Genomic DNA, 16793 nt, shown 5'->3' on the forward strand with positions numbered 1-16793 from the left:
CGTAAAGCGAAGCAGTCCGGACACCCTGCCCCGGAGGACCGCCACCGCACCCCGAAAAGCCCCGCGCAGCGGCACGCACCGCCCGCCGCAGGCGCAACGGCGAGCAAGCCAAACGTCGGCCCAGGCAAAGCGCAGCGGAAGGGCCGCACACATGGAAAGCCAGCCCAGCGCAGCGGATAGGCTTGCGCGGTTGCCGACCGCCGACCCAGCCGACGGAGACCGTGACTACCACCACCAGTGCCACCAACAGCCATCACCTGTCCCCGGCCTTTCCGGGGCGGGCCCCCTGGGGTACCGCGAACAAGCTGCGTGCCTGGCAGCAGGCGGCCATGGACCGGTACATCCAGAGCCAGCCGAGAGACTTCCTCGCCGTCGCGACGCCCGGGGCCGGCAAGACGACCTTCGCGCTCACCCTCGCCTCGTGGCTGCTGCACCACCACGTCGTGCAGCAGGTCACGGTCGTCGCGCCGACCGAGCATCTGAAGAAGCAGTGGGCGGAGGCGGCGGCCCGGGTGGGGATCAAGCTCGACCCCGAGTACAGCGCCGGGCCGCTGGGCCGCGAGTACCACGGTGTCGCGGTGACCTACGCGGGCGTGGGCGTACGGCCGATGCTGCACCGCAACCGCATCGAGCAGCGCAAGACGCTGGTGATCCTCGACGAGATCCACCACGCCGGTGACTCGAAGTCCTGGGGCGAGGCGTGTCTGGAGGCGTTCGAGCCGGCCACCCGGCGGCTCGCGCTGACCGGTACGCCCTTCCGGTCGGACACCAACCCGATCCCCTTCGTGACGTACGAGGAGGGCAACGACGGGATCCGGCGGTCGGCCGCCGACTACACGTACGGATACGGCAACGCGCTGGGCGACGGCGTGGTCCGGCCGGTCATCTTCCTCTCCTACAGCGGCAATATGCGCTGGCGGACGAAGGCCGGGGACGAGATCGCGGCCCGCCTGGGCGAGCCGATGACGAAGGACGCGGTCTCCCAGGCGTGGCGGACCGCGCTGGATCCGCGCGGCGACTGGATGCCGAATGTGCTGCGCGCCGCCGATCAGCGGCTGACCGAGGTCAGGAAGTCCATCCCGGACGCGGGCGCGCTGGTCATCGCCTCGGACCAGGAGCAGGCGCGGGCGTACGCCAAGCTGATCCGGGAGATCACCGGGCAGGGCGCCACCCTCGTGCTGTCCGACGACTCCGGCGCCTCCCAGCGCATCGACGACTTCTCGCACTCGCAGGAGCGCTGGATGGTCGCGGTGCGGATGGTGTCGGAGGGCGTCGACGTGCCGCGCCTCGCGGTCGGGGTGTACGCCACCACCATCTCGACCCCCCTGTTCTTCGCGCAGGCGGTGGGGCGCTTCGTACGGTCGCGCAAGCGCGGCGAGACGGCCTCCGTCTTCCTGCCCACCGTCCCGACGCTGCTCGGCTTCGCCAACGAGATGGAGGTCGAGCGCGACCACGTGCTCGACAAGCCGAAGAAGGACGGGGAGGAGGACCCGTACGCCGAATCCGAGAAGGAGATGGAGGAGGCGAACAAGGAGCAGGACGAGGACACCGGGGAGCAGGAGCAGTTCTCGTTCGAGGCTCTGGAGTCGGAGGCGGTCTTCGACCGGGTCCTCTATGACGGTGCCGAGTTCGGTATGCAGGCCCATGCGGGGAGTGAAGAGGAGCAGGACTACCTCGGCATCCCGGGGCTGCTGGAGCCCGACCAGGTGCAGATGCTGCTGCAGAAGCGGCAGGCCCGGCAGATCGCGCACAGCAGGAAGAAGCCGGACGCGGAGGCGGATCTGCTGGAGATACCGGCCGAGCGGCGCCCGGTGGTGACGCACAAGGAGCTGCTGGAGCTGAGGAAGCAGCTGAACACGCTGGTGGGGGCGTATGTCCACCAGAGCGGCAAGCCGCACGGGGTGATCCACACCGAGCTGCGCCGGGTGTGCGGCGGACCGCCGAGCGCGGAGGCCACCGCCGGGCAGCTGACCGAGCGGATCAAGAAGGTACGGGAGTGGGCCACGCGGATGCGGTGAGGGCGTCCGGGGGAGCGCGGCGGGCGGTCCGGCGGGAGTGCCGGTGCCCGTCCTCCGGCCCGTTTCCCTGTGCCGGCGCCCGTCCGGCCGTCCGTCCCCTCGTGCCGACGCCCCCTTCGCCCGTCCCCCCGTGACGGGCTCCCCTTCGCGCCCCCTCCACCCTTCCGCCTATGTCCGCATAGGGCACCTCGTAGCCCAGCCTGAAACACAACACGTCCCCTTCAGCGGGCCAATCGGGATATTCCGGGCGGGGTAGCCCGGATTCTGGACGGACTCTTCCGCTGACCGGACTGGATCGCTACTGTCCCGGTCACGCACACGCCCCGTGGCAGCGCCGCCGCGGAGCGCAGCCGGTGCCATGCGGCCGGCGGCCTCTTGCGCGCGCTGCTCCGGGACCCGCAGCGCGTCGCCCCTCGGCCGCCACTGACCCAGGAGGGGCGTCGTGACCGCAGAGACCTCTCAGACACTCGACCGAGGACTGCGCGTCCTCAAACTTCTCGCCGACACCGACCACGGGCTGACCGTCACCGAGCTCTCCAACAAGCTCGGCGTCAACCGGACCGTGGTCTACCGTCTGCTGGCCACGCTGGAGCAGCACGCTCTGGTGCGCCGCGACATCGGCGGCCGGGCCCGGGTGGGCCTCGGCGTACTGCGCCTGGGGCGTCAGGTGCATCCGCTGGTCAGAGAGGCGGCGCTGCCCGCGCTGCGGTCGCTCGCCGAGGACGTGGGGGCCACCGCGCACCTCACCCTGGTCGACGGTACCGAGGCCCTGGCCGTCGCCGTCGTGGAGCCGACCTGGACCGACTACCACGTGGCCTACCGGGCCGGTTTCCGTCATCCGCTCGACCGGGGGGCCGCCGGGCGGGCGATCCTCAAGGCCCGCCAGGGCCGGCTCCAGGACGCCGGACTCGCCCTGACGCACGGGGAGTTGGAGGCCGGCGCGAGCGGCGCGGCGGCGCCGCTGCTCGGGGTGAGCGGGATCGAGGGGAGCGTGGGTGTGGTGATGCTCGCCGACAACGTTTCCGAGCGGATCGGCCCGCGGGTGGTCGACGCGGCCCGGGAGGTGTCCGAGGCGCTGCGGTGAGCAGGCGGTGGGCCCGGCCCCGGGCCCACGGAGTGTGAAGGCGGGGTGGCCGTGCGGTGAGTGCGCAGCGCCGTCCGGGCCTGGTGGGGCAGGGGTCATTTAGGGTGGCGGGGTGTCCTCACGCGCTCGCGCCCTGGCGCTCTGCACCGCCCTCGTCGTCGCCCTGCTCGTCACCGCGGTCCTCGCCCCGCTGCCGTACTCGGTGGCGTATCCGGGGATGACGGCGAACGTCCTCGGTGAGGACAAGGGCAAGCCGGTGATCACGATCAGCGGTGCCGGGACCCGCAAGACGAGCGGCGAGCTGCGGATGACCTCGATCGTCGCCACCGGCCCGGAGGCCTCCGTCCGTCTGCCGGACATCGTCGGGGGCTGGTTCCGCTCGGACGAGGCCGTGATGCCCAGGGAGGCGGTCTATCCGGTCGGCGACAGCACCGAGGAGATCGCCGAGCACAACGCGGAGCAGATGGAGCGGTCGCAGGACACCGCCACCGAGGCCGCGCTGGGGCAGCTGAACCGGTCCGCCAAGGACGTCGAGGTCAAGCTGAGCCTCGCGGACGTCGGCGGGCCCAGCGCCGGGCTGATGTTCGCCCTCGGGATCGTCGACAAGCTGGACGGCGACGGCGCGGGGCACGACCTGACGGGCGGCCGGACCATCGCCGGTACGGGCACGATCACCGCCGACGGCACGGTCGGCGCGGTGGGCGGGGTCCCGCTCAAGACCCAGGCCGCGCACCGCGACGGCGCCTCGGTCTTCCTGGTGCCCCGCAAGGAGTGCGCCGACGCCGCCGCGGAGCTGCCGAAGGGCCTGCGGCTGATCCCCGTCACGACGCTCGACGGCGCGGTCGACGCGCTGAAGGCGCTGCGGACCGGGGGCAAGGTGCCCAGCTGCGAGGCCCCGTAGCGCCCGGGCGCCCGGCCCTGACCCATGGGACAGGCCCTGGTCACCCCTCCTTGATGAACCCCTCCTGGAGCAGCCACTCCTTGGCGACCTCGTGCGGGTCCTCGCCGTCCACATCGACCTTGCGGTTCAGCTCCTGGGCGACGGTGTTGTCGAGCGCCTTGGTGACCGGGGCCAGCACCTTGGCCATGGCCGGGTGCTTCTTCAGCGACGCGGCGTTGATCTCGGGGGCGGCGTTGTAGTTGGGGAAGAAGTGCCGGTCGTCGGCGAGGAGCCGCAGGTTCATCGCCTTGATCCGGCCGTCGGTGGTGTACACCTCGCCGAAGGTGCAGCTGCCGCCCTGCCTGATCTGGGTGTAGATGACCCCGGCGGCCATCCGCTGGACCTGGCCGGGCGGGATCTTCATGCCGTACTTCCTGGTCATGCCGGGCAGCCCGTCGTTACGGGTGGCGAACTCGTTCTCCACGCACAGGGTGACCGCGGCCGGGTCCTTCTTCAGCAGTTCGCCGAGGTCCGAGAGTGTCTTCGTGCCGTACTTCTTCTCGTCGGCGGGGCTCAGCGCCAGCGCGTAGGTGTTGTTCAGTGTCGAGGGCGGCAGCCAGACGACGCCGTTCCTGCGGTCCTCGTCGCGGACCGCCTTCCACTGCTCGATCGGGTCGACGATGGGCTCGGTGTGGCCGAGGTAGGTGATCCAGCCGGTGCCGGTGTACTCGTACGCGGCGTCCGCCGTGCCGGACCGGACGGCCTCGCGCGCGCCGATCGAGCCCTGGATGCTGGTCCGGTCGACGACCTTGGCGCCGGCCGCCTCGAAGACGATGCCCATGATCTGGCCGAGGATGATCTGCTCGGTGAACTCCTTCGAGGCCACGGTCAGCTGCGCCCCGCTGAGCGGGCGGTCCGCGTAGCCGGCGTGCGGTCCGGGCCGTACGGTGTCGGTCATCGCACTGCCGCTGACCAGCCCGCAGCCGCCGAGCGTCAGGGCGGCCAGCAGGGCCACCACGGTGCGGGAGCGGGCGGCGGGCGGGCGCCGGCGGGGCTTCATGCGGCCACCTCCAGGCCGCGCGGCCGCAGCAGCAGTTCGGCGAGCGAGGCCAGCCACTCGACGAGCAGGGCGAGCGCCACGGTCAGCACCGAGCCCAGGACGAGGACGGGCATCCGCTGGGTGACGATGCCCGCCGAGATCAGATCGCCCAGGCCGCCGCCCCCGCCGAAGGTGGCCAGCGTCGCGGTGCCGACGTTCAGCACCAGCGCGGTCCGTACGCCCGCCAGGATCAGCGGCACCGCCAGCGGCAGTTCGACCTTGCTCAGTACGCCGGTGGGGGACATGCCGATACCGCGGGCCGCCTCCGTCAGCGTCGGGTCGATGCCGCGCAGCCCGGCGATGGTGTTGGCGAGGACCGGCAGCACGGCGTAGACGACCATGCCGACGATCGCCGAGCGGGCGCCGATGCCCAGCCAGATCACCAGCAGGATCAGCAGGCCCAGGGCGGGGACGGCCTGGCCGAGGTTGGCGAAGGCCATCGCGAAGGGGGTGGCGCGCCGCAGCCGGGACCGGGTCAGTGCGATGCCCAGCGGGATCGCGATGATCAGGACGAAGAAGGTGGAGACGGCGGTCAGCTGGATGTGCTGGCGCAGTGCCAGCCACACCTTGCCGTCGTCCACCGCCTGATGGGCGATGGAGTCCAGACGGGCGCCGCGGAACCACAGCCAGGTGGCCAGCAGCGCGGCGAGCAGAAAGGCCGGCATGAAGGTCCACTTCTGCCAGCTGATCCGGCGCGCGCCGGGCGGGGCGGACGGGGTGGGCGCCTCACCGGCCGCCACCTCCCGCTGCTCCATCTCGACGTCGTCGCGGAAGGCGAGGGCCTCGTGGGTGCTCGGCCGGTGCTCGCGCCGCCGCGGACCGCTCTCCTCGCGGCGCGGCCCACCGCCGCCGTCGCCGCTCACGCCCGGCTCCCCGGACCGCCCTCGGGGCCGCCCGCGGCGCCGGTGCCCTCCTGCTCGCGCCGGGTCTGCCGGCCGTGCTCCTCCCGGAGCTCGTGCCGCTGCTCGGCGGCCTCCAGGCGGTCCGCCTCCAGCAGCTCATGGACGTTGTTCATCAGCGTCTCCATGTCGACCACGCCGATGTACTCGCCGCGCCGCCCGGTGACCGCGACCCGGCCCGTGCTGTCGGTGAGCACCGCCTCCAGGGCGTCGCGCAGCGTCGCGTCCCGGGTGACCGTGTCGGCGACCAGGGTGCCGGCCCGCGCCAGCGACCCCTTGGCGCGGGTGAGATCGCTGCGCCGCAGCCACTTGTACGGGCGGCGGTTGCGGTCCAGCAGCAGCAGTTCGTTGTGCCCGCCGGAGGCGAGCTGGTCGAAGAGCGACTGCAGCGGGTCGTCGATCCCGGCGGTGGGGAAGTCGACCACGCCCACGTCCCGTACGCGGGTCAGGTTCAGCCGCTTGAGTGCCGCTCCCGCGCCCACGAAGCCGGAGACGAAGTCGTCGGCGGGGTGGGTGAGGATCGCCTCAGGGGTGTCGAACTGGGCGATGTGGGAGCGCTCGCGGAGCACCGCGATGCGGTCACCGAGCTTGATGGCCTCGTCGAAGTCGTGGGTGACGAAGCAGATGGTCTTGCGCAGCTCGTGCTGGAGCCGGATCAGCTCGTCCTGGAGGTGGTCGCGGGTGATCGGGTCGACGGCGCCGAACGGCTCGTCCATCAGCAGGACGGGCGGGTCGGCGGCGAGCGCCCGCGCCACGCCCACGCGCTGCTGCTGGCCGCCGGAGAGCTGGCGCGGGTAGCGGCCGTGGAACTCGCCGGGGTCCAGGCCGACCAGGTCGAGCATCTCCTCGACGCGGCCCGCGATCCTGGCCCGGGACCAGCCGATCATCTTGGGGACCAGCGCGATGTTCTGGGCGACGGTCATGTGCGGGAAGAGGCCGGAGGCCTGGATGGCGTAGCCGACCTTGCGGCGCAGTTTGACCGGGTCGATGCCGGTGACGTCCTCGTCGCCGATCCGGATCCGTCCCGACGTCGGCTCGATCAGCCGGTTGATCATCTTCAGGGTGGTGGACTTGCCGCAGCCCGACGGCCCCACGAAGATCACGATCTCGCCGGCCTTGATCTCCATGCTGACGTCGTCCACCGCGGGGGCGGGGCTGCCCGGGTAGACCTTCGTCAGGTTCTCCAGCCGGATGCCCGCGCCGGAGGCGGCGGCAGCACCGGTCTTCCCGTTCGTCTCAGGCACGGATCCCCCTGGAGATGGTCAGGCGTCCGATCAGGACGTATGCGGCGTCGAAGAGCAGGGCGAGCACGGCGATCCCGAGGGTGCCGGCGAGCACCTGGTTGAGGGAGTTGGCGCTGCCCAGTGAGGCGATCCCGCGGAAGATCTCGTTGCCGAGACCGGGGCCGGAGGCGAAGGCGGCGATCGCGGCGATGCCCATCAGCATCTGGGTGGCGACCCGGATGCCGGTGAGGATCGGCGGCCAGGCCAGCGGCAGTTCGACCCGCAGCAGCCGGGCGGCGCGCGACATCCCGATGCCCTTGGCCGCGTCGACCAGCGCCGGATCCACCCCGCGCAGCCCGACGATGGCGTTGCGGACCACCGGCAGCAGCCCGTACAGGGTCAGCGCGATGACCGTCGGGGCGACGCCCAGGCCGACGACCGGGATCAGCAGGCCGATCAGGGCCAGCGAGGGGATGGTCAGGATGGTGGCGGTCGTGGTGGTGGCGAGGCTGCCCGCCCACTCGCTGCGGTAGGTGACCACGCCGATGCACACCCCCAGCAGGGTGGCGATCACCATGCACTGGAAGACCGCGCTGGCGTGCTGGTACGTGTCCATCAGCAGCTGTGCGTGCCGGTTGCCGACGTACTCCCAGAAGCTCACCCGTCGCTCTCCTCGGTCGGTCAGTCTCCCGATGCCTGCTGCACCAGCGGGATGATCCGCAACGGAACCGGATTTTCCATGACGATCGCCGTCGAGGCCCGCACAATGCCATCAAAGCCCACCACCAGGTCGATCACCCGCTGCAGATCGGCGTTGGAGCGGGCGACGAGCCTGCAGAGCATGTCCCCATGTCCCGTCGTTGTATGCAGCTCCAGCACCTCGGGAACGGTGGTCAAGTGGGCCCGTACGTCATTGCCTTGCCCCTGTTTGATCTCCAGGGTCGCGAACGCGGTCACGGGGTAGCCGAGCGCCGCCGGGTCCACGTCCGGCCCGAAACCCCTGATCACTCCATTCGACTGAAGCCGGTCGAGCCTGGCCTGGACCGTCCCGCGCGCCACCCCCAGCCGCCGAGACGCCTCCAGGACGCCGATCCGCGGCTCCTTCGCGAGCAGCTCCAGCAGCGCCCCGTCCAAATGATCGATCGCCATCGCCGGCTCCCTCGTTTTCGATGGTCATCATGTACAGATAGCCCGGCTGATCTGCGCGGCTGCTATGCATAATGCCCAGCGGATTCACAAACTATTGCGCATCTTGTGGATCGGAGGGACTCTGCGGCCATGGCAGACACCACGATGCACACCCAGCCCACCACCCCCAGCTCGGCTCGGCAGGCGGACCCCTTCCCGGTCAAGGGGATGGACGCGGTCGTCTTCGCCGTCGGCAACGCCAAGCAGGCCGCGCACTACTACTCCACCGCCTTCGGCATGAAGCGCGTCGCCTACTCCGGGCCGGAGCACGGCAACCGCGAGACCGCGAGCTATGTGCTCGAATCCGGCGGCGCCCGCTTCGTGTTCACCTCCGTCATCAAGCCCGCCACCGCATGGGGCCGCTTCCTCGCCGACCATGTCGCGGCCCACGGCGACGGCGTCGTCGACCTCGCCATCGAGGTCCCCGACGCCCGCGCCGCCTACGAGTACGCCGTCGCCCACGGCGCCACCGGCCTCGAGGAGCCCCACGAGCTCAAGGACGACCACGGCACCGTCGTCCTGGCCGCCATCGCCACCTACGGCCAGACCCGGCACACCCTCGTCGAGCGCACCGGCTACGACGGCCCCTACCTGCCCGGCTTCGTCGCCGCCGAGCCCGTGGTCGAGGCACCGCAGAAACGGTTCTTCCAGGCGATCGACCACTGCGTCGGCAATGTCGAACTCGGCAAGATGAACGAGTGGGTGGCCTTCTACAACGAGGTCATGGGCTTCACCAACATGAAGGAGTTCGTCGGCGACGACATCGCCACCGAGTACTCCGCGCTGATGTCCAAGGTCGTCGCCGACGGCACCAAGAAGGTCAAGTTCCCGATCAACGAGCCCGCGATCGCCAAGAAGAAGTCGCAGATCGACGAGTACCTGGAGTTCTACGGCGGCCCCGGCGTGCAGCACATCGCCCTCGCCACCAACGACATCGTCGCGACGGTGCGCCAGATGCGGGCCGCGGGCGTCGAGTTCCTCGACGTGCCCGACTCGTACTACGACACCCTCGGCGAGTGGGTCGGCGACACCCGCGTGCCGATCGACGAGCTGCGCGAGCTGAAGATCCTCGCGGACCGCGACGAGGACGGCTACCTGCTGCAGATCTTCACCAAGCCGGTCCAGGACCGCCCCACCGTCTTCTTCGAGATGATCGAGCGGCACGGCTCCCTGGGCTTCGGCAAGGGCAACTTCAAGGCGCTCTTCGAGGCCATCGAGCGCGAGCAGGAACGCCGCGGCAACCTCTGACCGCCGGGGGCCCACGGGCCGTACACGATCTTCCGTGTACGGCCCGCCCGCCCGTCACCCGACCTCCACCCCCAGAAGACAGCGCTGCGCGCTGGCCCCTCGTGGGAGGCTGAAGGCATGGACCTCATCGAACAGCTGCGCACCGGGCTCCCGGAGGAGACGATCCTCACCGACCCGGACGTCACCGGCTCCTACGCCCACGACATGGCGAGCTTCTGCGCGGCCGGTACGCCGGCCGTGGTCGTCCTGCCGCGCACCGTCGAACAGGTCCAGCACGTGATGCGGACCGCCACCGCCCTGCGGGTACCGGTCGTCCCCCAGGGCGCGCGGACCGGTCTGTCCGGCGCCGCCAACGCCTCCGACGGCTGCATCGTGCTCTCGCTGGTCAAGATGGACCGGATCATCGAGATCAACCCCGTCGACCGGATCGCGGTCGTCGAGCCCGGCGTCATCAACGCCGTCCTCTCCCGCGCCGTGGGCGCCCACGGCCTCTACTACCCGCCCGACCCCTCCAGTTGGGAGCAGTGCTCCATCGGCGGCAACATCGGCACCGCCTCCGGCGGCCTGTGCTGCGTCAAGTACGGCGTCACCGCCGAGTACGTCCTCGGCCTGGACGTCGTCCTCGCCGACGGCCGCCTGCTGACCACCGGCCGCCGCACCGCCAAGGGCGTCGCCGGCTACGACCTCACCCGCCTCTTCGTCGGCTCCGAGGGCAGCCTCGGCATCGTCGTACGCGCCACCCTCGCCCTGCGGCCCGAACCGCCCCGGCAGCTCGCGCTGGCCGCCGAGTTCCCCTCCGCCGCGGCCGCCTGCGAGGCCGTCTGCGAGATCATGGCGCGCGGCCACGCCCCCTCGCTGCTGGAGCTGATGGACCGTACGAGCATCCGCGCCGTCAACGACATGGCGCAGATGGGCCTCCCGGACACCACGGAGGCGCTGCTGCTGGCCGCCTTCGACACCCCCGAGCCGGCCGCCGATCTCGCCGCCGTCGGCGCGCTGTGCACCGCGGCGGGCGCCACCCAGGTCGTGCCCGCCGAGACCGCCGCTGAGTCCGACCTGCTGCTCCAGGCCCGCCGGCTGACCCTGACCGCACTGGAGAAGGTCAAGTCCGCCACCATGATCGACGACGTCTGCGTACCGCGCTCCCGGCTCGCCGAGATGCTCGACGGGACCGCCGCCATCGCCGAGAAGCACGGCCTGACCATCGGCGTCTGCGCACACGCCGGCGACGGCAACACCCACCCCACCGTCTGCTTCGACGCCGCCGACCCCGACGAGTCCCGCCGGGCCCGCGAGTCCTTCGACGACATCATGGCGCTCGGCCTGAGCCTGGGCGGCACGATCACCGGCGAACACGGCGTCGGCGTCCTGAAGAAGGAGTGGCTGGCCCGCGAACTCGGGCCCGTTGGCCTGGAGTTGCAGCGCGGCATCAAGGAAGTCTTCGACCCGCTGGGCCTGTTGAACCCCGGAAAGCTCTTCTGACGCGCACCCCGCCCGGCCCCCTCCCGCGGAATCCCTCCCGCCCCCGGACCGTTGTCAGAACCACAGGGGGCGCACCCGCCTGTCGTGTCCATGGCCCCCGCCCCGCCGCCCCCGCCCGCCGCCTCATAGAGTCCCCCCATGGACTCCTTGATCCCCGGTATCGCCCTGCTCGTACTCGCCGTCGCCATGGTGGCCTCGGCCACCGACCGCCGCTCCAAGACCCTCGACCGCCGCCTCCAGCGGCTGGAGCGGAAGGTCGACCTGCTCCTGGCCGAGGCCGGTGTCCAGGAGCCCGCGGACCCCCGTATGGCCGAGATCGACGACCTGCTGGCGCAGGGCAAGAAGATCCAGGCGATCAAGGTGCACCGCGAGCTGACCGGCTCCGGGCTCGCCGAGGCCAAGGAGGCGGTCGAACGCCGGATGCGCTGACGGCCGCCTGGGCAGAGGATGGCCGGAAGGACCGCCGGGCCCGTCCGCCGGGCCGCCTGAGCCCACCCCAGGGAGCGAGAGCCGATGGCAGCGACCGAAGCGACCAGTGCCGCCGATGAGTACGACGTCATCGTGCTGGGCGGGGGTCCGACCGGCGAGAACCTCGCCGACCGGGCGCACGCCGCCGGACTGAGCGCGGTGATCGTGGAGAGCGAACTGCTCGGCGGCGAGTGCTCCTACTGGGCCTGCATGCCCAGCAAGGCCCTGCTGCGCCCGGTCACCGCCCGCTCCGAGGCCCGCCGGGTGCCCGGCCTCAAAGAGGCCGCGGACGTCCCGCTGGACGCCTCCGCCGTACTCGCCCACCGCGACGCCTTCGCCTCCTACTGGAAGGACGACGGACAGGTCCGCTGGCTCGACTCGGCCGGCATCGACCTGGTGCGCGGACAGGGCCGGCTGGCCGGGCCCCGCCGGGTCGTCGTCGACGGGGGCCGGGTGCTCACCGCACGGCACGCGGTCGCGGTGTGCACCGGCAGCCGCGCGGTGCTGCCCGACATTCCGGGACTCGCCGTCGCCAGGCCCTGGACCAGCCGCGACGCCACCAGCGCCAAGGCCGTACCGGGCCGGCTGGTGGTGGTCGGCGGGGGCGTGGTGGGCGTGGAGATGGCCACCGCCTGGCGGGCCCTGGGCGCCTCCGTGACGCTCCTCGTCCGCGGCGACGGGCTGCTGCCCCGTATGGAGCCGTTCGCCGGCCATCTCGTCGCCGAATCGCTCGCCGAGGCGGGCGCGTTCCTGCGCACCGGCGTGGAGGTGCGGGAGGTGCGCCGGGAGGCCCCGGGCGGCCCGGTGACCGTCGTCCTGGACACCGGCGACGAGATCGTCGCCGACGAACTGCTGATCGCCACCGGACGGGCCCCGCGCACCGACGACCTGGGCCTGGAGACGGTGGGACTTGCGCCCGGCTCCTGGCTGGAGGTCGACGACAGCTGCCGGGTGACGGGGGTGACCGGCGGCTGGCTCTACGGCGTCGGCGACGTCAACCGCCGCGCCCTGCTGACCCACCAGGGCAAGTACCAGGCCCGGATCGCCGGCGCCGCGATCGCCGCCCGGGCCCGGGGCGTCCCGATCCTGGAGTCCGACCCCTGGGGCGCGCACTCCGCCACCGCGGACACCCGCGCCGTCCCGCAGGTCGTCTTCAGCGACCCCGAGGCCGCCTCGGTGGGCCTGACCGCCGCCGCGGCGGAGCGGGCCGGGTACCGGACCCGGGTGGTCGACCAGGACCTGGGGGCGGTGGCCGGGGCCTCCCTGTACGCGGACGGCTACCGCGGCCGCGCCCGGATGGTCGTCGACCTGGACCGCGAGGTGCTGCTCGGCGCCACCTTCGTCGGCCCCGGCGTCGGCGAGCTGCTGCACTCGGCGACGGTCGCGGTGGCGGGCGAGGTCCCCATCGAGCGGCTGTGGCACGCGGTACCGGCGTACCCGACGATCAGCGAGGTGTGGCTGCGGCTGCTGGAGTCCTATCGCGGCTAGGCCCTGCCCCCTCCCCAGGGCCCACCGCAGCCGGAACCCGCCATCAGCGAGGCCGGCCCGGCTCGCTGCCGCGCCGGCCCCTGGAGCAGGCCCTAAGGACGCACTCCCCGGGTGCTTGCCGGGCACCCCGTTACGCCCCGGCCTGGGGAGGCTCGTCGGAGGACCAGGGCTCGCCCGGCCACGGATCGTCCCGCGACGTCAGCGCCAGCAGCTCGCTCAGCCCTTTGTCCAGGCCCAGATGCCGCTGCTCGGCCCCGGGCGGGACCACCCGCAAGGTGCGCTCCAGCCACGCCGAGACCGCCGCGGCCGGTGCCTGAAGGAGGGCCTCGCCGTCCGGGGAGTTCAGCGCCATACAGACCACGCTGCGGCCGTCCACCTTCGTCGGCCACACCCGCACATCGCCCTGGCCGCACGGCCGGAACACGCCCTCGACGAGCAGTTCGCGGGCGAACGTCCAGGTGACGGGCGAGTCCGAACCCACATGGAAGGTGACATGGACGGCATAGGGGTCATCCGTCCGGTACGTCAGCCGCGCCGGCACCGGAATACTGCGCTCCGGCGACAGGACAAGGCCCAGCTCCAGTTCTCGTTCCACCACGGTGTGCATGCGGTCCGCCTCTCGTGTTCTCCTGCGCGGACCTGGGACGGGCCCGCACCCACTAGAGAGGCGCCCGGCGCCCGACCCTTACGCGACTTCGTACAACTTTTTTCCCGGGCCTCTTCCAGGTGGTCGTGGGCGGGCAGGAGCACGCTGCGACCCGGGGTCTGATAGATGTGGACGCCGCGTTGCGGCAGACTGCTGCCCACACCCACCAGGCCGAGTACAGATACGGGACTTCGGACATGAGCGCCCCTACCTCAGGATCCGCCGGCGGCAGCCCCACGCCAGGCTTCTACCCGGACCCGTCCATCCCCGGCTACATCCGGTACTGGAACGGTGCCGCATGGGTGCCGGGCACCAGCCGGCCCGCCCCCGCGGAGGGCGAGGCGATGCCCGCGCCGCCGCCCGGCGCGGTCCCGGCGCCGTCCCCCAAGCCGTCGGTTCCCCTTGAGCAGGGCCCCGTGTCGGTCGTCGAGGAGACCGGGCCGGTCTTCCTCGACGAGGAGGCGGCCGGCGGCAGCGGGGTTCCCGAGGTCCGCCGCAGCGGTGAGACCGAGGCCCGGCCCGCCGCCGCGAGCTGGGACGACCCGGCCCGCCTGCACGGCACCGGCCCCGAACCGGCCTCCGCCTGGCAGGCCGACGCCTCCCGGCAGAGCGGCTTCGGCGGCGAGGCCGACCGCCGGGTCTCCTGGGGCTCGCCGGACCAGGCGCCGCCGGGGACGCCGTCGGGCGGCGCTTCCTGGGGCGGGGTGCCGCCGCAGCGCGACGAGCGGACCGGAGCGGCCGACGTACCCGGTACGTCCTCGTCGGCCACGCCCGCGCCGCGCCCGACCGAGGCCCCGGCCGACGGGACGGTCACCATCCGTGCCGTCAACCCGGCCGGGCGCCGCCCGGACTCCGGCGACCAGGGCACCACGGCGATCCGCGCGGTACGGCCCAACGCCGGTCAGGCAGCCCAGGCAGCCCAGCCCGCCAAGGCCAACGAGACCATGGCGATCCGCGTCTCCGGCGCCGGGCGGCCGCAGTCCACCGCCCCCGCCGGCGGCGCCCCGCAGTCGCTGCCGTCCGGCGGCCAGCAGCAGGGCCGGCCCGCACCGCAGAACCAGGCCCCCGCCCCGCACAGCCCCGCACAGCACCCCGGCCGGCAGGCGCCCGCGCCGTCGGCCGGGTTCCCCGCGCAGGGCGGCGGCGCGTCCCCGGCGCAGGGCGGCGGCGCCGAGGGCGTCATCCCCTGGAAGCCGCCGACCGACAACGACCCCTTCTTCGCCGCCGCGCAGGCCGCACAGGGCCACCCGGCCGGGCTCGGCCGCAGGCTGGCGGCCCGGCTGATCGACACACTGGTGCTGGGCGCGGTCACCGCCGCGGTGGCCGTCCCCATGTGGAGCACGGTCACCGACCACATCGACGCCAAGGTCGAGGCGGCCAAGCAGTCCGGCCGCCAGGTGACGGTCTATCTGATCGACGGCACCACCGCCCCGGTCCTCGCCACGATCCTGGCCGTCCTGCTGGTCGGCGGCGCGCTCTACGAGGCGCTGCCGATGCTCAAGTGGGGCCGCACCCTGGGCAAGAAGCTGTGCGGGATCAGGGTCCTGGACATCGAGAGCCATGACACCCCGACGCTGGCCGCCGCGCTCAAGCGCTGGTTCCTCTACAGCGTGCTCGGCGTGCTGGCCGTCGGCGTGGTGAACGTGGTGTGGTGCGTCTTCGACCAGCCGTGGCGGCAGTGCTGGCACGACAAGCTGGCGCGCACCTTCGTCGCGTCCGACTGACGGCCTTCGCGGCCGGCGGCCCGGGCCGGCCGCCGTCCCGGTGGGCGCGGTACCCCGCCGGTGCGGCCCCCGTACGCCGATCGGACCTCGCCGGATGCGGTCCGCCCCGGCAGGGGGTCGACTCGGGCCATGAGTACCGAGCAGCCCGGAAACGGCACCCCCGGCAACGGCTCACCGCAGGGCGGCGGCACGGGCGGCGGCGAAGGCCCGCCGCCTCCGGGAGGGCAGCCGCCCCCGGGAGGTGCTCCGCCGCCCCCGCCGCCGGGAGGATCGCCGTACGGCGTCGGCCCGTATGACCGTGACCCCTACGGCGGGCAGTACGGGGCGGCCGATCCGCTGGCCGGGATGCCGCCGCTGGCGCACCGCGGCCGGCGTCTGGTGGCGCGCATCATCGACGCGATCCTGATCGGTGTGCCGGTCTCCGTGATCATGTCCGTGCTCGTCGGCGGGGTGGACTACGTCAGCACCAGCAACGTCGAGGCCGGCAAACAGTGGACGGTATCGGGCGTCACGATGCTGGCCTACCTCGTCTACGAGGGGCTGATGCTCTCCAGCCGCGGTCAGACCGTCGGCAAGATGGCGATGAAGATCCGGGTGGCGATGCTCGTGAACGGCACGGTCCCGACCCCCCAGGCGGCCTGGATCCGGGCCGCGGTCTATACGCTGCCGGAGGTCGTGCCGTGCTGCGGCCCCATCTTCTGGCTGGTCAACGTCCTGTGGTGCACCTGGGACAAGCCGTATCAGCAGTGTCTGCACGACAAGGCGGCGAAGACCGTGGTGGTCTCCACGGAGACGGGCCGCGGGCCCGGCCCTGAACCGTCGTAGAGCCCTAGGACTCGGCGGCGCCGGCCTCGCGCGCCCCTGCCGCCGGGGCGACCCGCGCCCGTGCCGGGCGTCCGCACGGCGATGACGGCGAGGGCGCGGACGGCTGTGTCTGGGCCGGCGGGGCCTGCAACGCCACGGGCGCGGCCGGTGCCTTGGCCCTTCCGCCGTGCCGCCGCACCACCCTCACCACGCCCGGGATCGGCGCCGTCATGGCGACCAGCAGCCCGAGCCCGAGCCCGGCGATGGCGATGACCGCGACCCCGATCCCGGTCTGCGTCTGGGAGAGCAGCAGCATCGCGAGGGTGGAGAGAAAGACGGTGGCCGAACCGTAGGCGAGCTGGGTGGCAGTCGGACGAGGCATGGCGGAATCCGTCCTCGGAGGGTCGGCAGGGGGGTCGGTCAAGGTCGCGCCATCACACGAGCCTACGGTCCTTACTGCCCGAGCGGAACGCCAGGTAAGCGTGACCTAACCCACGGTGCGGAGGCACGGGGGCGCACACGGCACCGGTCCGGTCGAACAC

The 16793-nt window shown here is 72.4% G+C and carries 16 protein-coding genes; 9 read left to right on the forward strand and 7 right to left on the reverse strand.

The window, feature by feature from the left end; all coding sequences use genetic code 11:
• Window positions 1–221 precede the first annotated feature (221 nt).
• The 3 genes from ACWD6P_RS28810 to ACWD6P_RS28820 all read left to right on the forward strand — a co-directional run bounded on the left by ACWD6P_RS28810 (window position 222) and on the right by ACWD6P_RS28820 (window position 4003).
• A complete protein-coding gene (locus ACWD6P_RS28810) occupies window positions 222–2018 on the forward strand; it encodes a DEAD/DEAH box helicase (protein ID WP_451447092.1) in 1797 nt (598 codons plus the stop codon).
• A gap of 442 nt (window positions 2019–2460) precedes the next feature.
• Window positions 2461–3102 carry an IclR family transcriptional regulator gene (locus ACWD6P_RS28815; RefSeq protein WP_399146955.1) on the forward strand — a complete coding sequence of 214 codons (642 nt, stop codon included), beginning with the start codon at window positions 2461–2463 and terminating at the stop codon, window positions 3100–3102.
• 112 nt (window positions 3103–3214) lie between these two features.
• Window positions 3215–4003: a YlbL family protein gene (locus tag ACWD6P_RS28820; protein ID WP_451447093.1), complete on the forward strand. Its 789-nt coding sequence runs from the start codon at window positions 3215–3217 to the stop codon at window positions 4001–4003.
• Window positions 4004–4043: 40 nt separating this feature from the next.
• Here the strand turns inward: ACWD6P_RS28820 and ACWD6P_RS28825 are convergent, their stop codons facing one another.
• The 5 genes from ACWD6P_RS28825 to ACWD6P_RS28845 form a co-directional block, all read right to left on the reverse strand.
• A complete protein-coding gene (locus ACWD6P_RS28825; protein ID WP_451447094.1) occupies window positions 4044–5042 on the reverse strand; it encodes a glycine betaine ABC transporter substrate-binding protein in 999 nt (332 codons plus the stop codon).
• Window positions 5039–5836 carry an ABC transporter permease gene (locus ACWD6P_RS28830; protein WP_451447132.1) on the reverse strand — a complete coding sequence of 266 codons (798 nt, stop codon included), beginning with the start codon at window positions 5834–5836 and terminating at the stop codon, window positions 5039–5041. Before ACWD6P_RS28830 ends, ACWD6P_RS28825 begins: the two co-directional genes overlap by 4 nt.
• A gap of 104 nt (window positions 5837–5940) precedes the next feature.
• Window positions 5941–7224, reverse strand: coding sequence for an ATP-binding cassette domain-containing protein (locus ACWD6P_RS28835; RefSeq protein ID WP_451447095.1), 1284 nt, complete (start codon window positions 7222–7224; stop codon window positions 5941–5943).
• Window positions 7217–7864, reverse strand: coding sequence for an ABC transporter permease (locus tag ACWD6P_RS28840; RefSeq protein WP_451447096.1), 648 nt, complete (start codon window positions 7862–7864; stop codon window positions 7217–7219). Before ACWD6P_RS28840 ends, ACWD6P_RS28835 begins: the two co-directional genes overlap by 8 nt.
• Before the next feature lie 20 nt (window positions 7865–7884).
• On the reverse strand, window positions 7885–8352 hold the full coding sequence (locus tag ACWD6P_RS28845; protein WP_451447097.1) for an Lrp/AsnC family transcriptional regulator: 468 nt from the start codon (window positions 8350–8352) through the stop codon (window positions 7885–7887).
• A 129-nt stretch (window positions 8353–8481) separates the two neighbouring features.
• Here ACWD6P_RS28845 and hppD point away from each other — a divergent pair, with 129 nt between their 5' ends.
• The 4 genes from hppD (at window position 8482) to ACWD6P_RS28865 (ending at window position 13077) form a co-directional block, all read left to right on the forward strand.
• The gene (gene hppD / locus ACWD6P_RS28850) at window positions 8482–9639 is read left to right on the forward strand and encodes a 4-hydroxyphenylpyruvate dioxygenase (RefSeq protein ID WP_451447098.1); all 1158 of its coding nucleotides are present in this window, start codon (window positions 8482–8484) and stop codon (window positions 9637–9639) included.
• 117 nt (window positions 9640–9756) lie between these two features.
• The gene (locus ACWD6P_RS28855) at window positions 9757–11121 is read left to right on the forward strand and encodes an FAD-binding oxidoreductase (RefSeq protein WP_451447099.1); all 1365 of its coding nucleotides are present in this window, start codon (window positions 9757–9759) and stop codon (window positions 11119–11121) included.
• 138 nt (window positions 11122–11259) lie between these two features.
• A complete protein-coding gene (locus ACWD6P_RS28860; RefSeq protein WP_451447100.1) occupies window positions 11260–11550 on the forward strand; it encodes a ribosomal protein L7/L12 in 291 nt (96 codons plus the stop codon).
• An 84-nt stretch (window positions 11551–11634) separates the two neighbouring features.
• Complete coding sequence (locus tag ACWD6P_RS28865) at window positions 11635–13077, forward strand: dihydrolipoyl dehydrogenase family protein (RefSeq protein WP_451447101.1); 1443 nt, start codon at window positions 11635–11637, stop codon at window positions 13075–13077.
• Between the two features lie 130 nt (window positions 13078–13207).
• On the opposite strand, the gene ACWD6P_RS28870 is transcribed toward ACWD6P_RS28865, so the two are convergent.
• Window positions 13208–13684 carry an SsgA family sporulation/cell division regulator gene (locus ACWD6P_RS28870; protein ID WP_451447102.1) on the reverse strand — a complete coding sequence of 159 codons (477 nt, stop codon included), beginning with the start codon at window positions 13682–13684 and terminating at the stop codon, window positions 13208–13210.
• Window positions 13685–13920: 236 nt separating this feature from the next.
• Here ACWD6P_RS28870 and ACWD6P_RS28875 point away from each other — a divergent pair, with 236 nt between their 5' ends.
• Window positions 13921–15447 carry an RDD family protein gene (locus ACWD6P_RS28875; RefSeq protein WP_451447103.1) on the forward strand — a complete coding sequence of 509 codons (1527 nt, stop codon included), beginning with the start codon at window positions 13921–13923 and terminating at the stop codon, window positions 15445–15447.
• A 129-nt stretch (window positions 15448–15576) separates the two neighbouring features.
• Window positions 15577–16272, forward strand: a complete 696-nt coding sequence (locus tag ACWD6P_RS28880) for an RDD family protein (RefSeq protein ID WP_451447104.1) — start codon at window positions 15577–15579, stop codon at window positions 16270–16272.
• A gap of 4 nt (window positions 16273–16276) precedes the next feature.
• Here ACWD6P_RS28880 and ACWD6P_RS28885 read toward each other — a convergent pair whose 3' ends face one another.
• Entirely contained in the window at window positions 16277–16633 is a 357-nt protein-coding gene (locus ACWD6P_RS28885) for a hypothetical protein (protein ID WP_451447105.1), read from the reverse strand.
• Window positions 16634–16793: the final 160 nt, after the last annotated feature.

This window comes from Streptomyces sp. NPDC002446, from assembly GCF_053595675.1.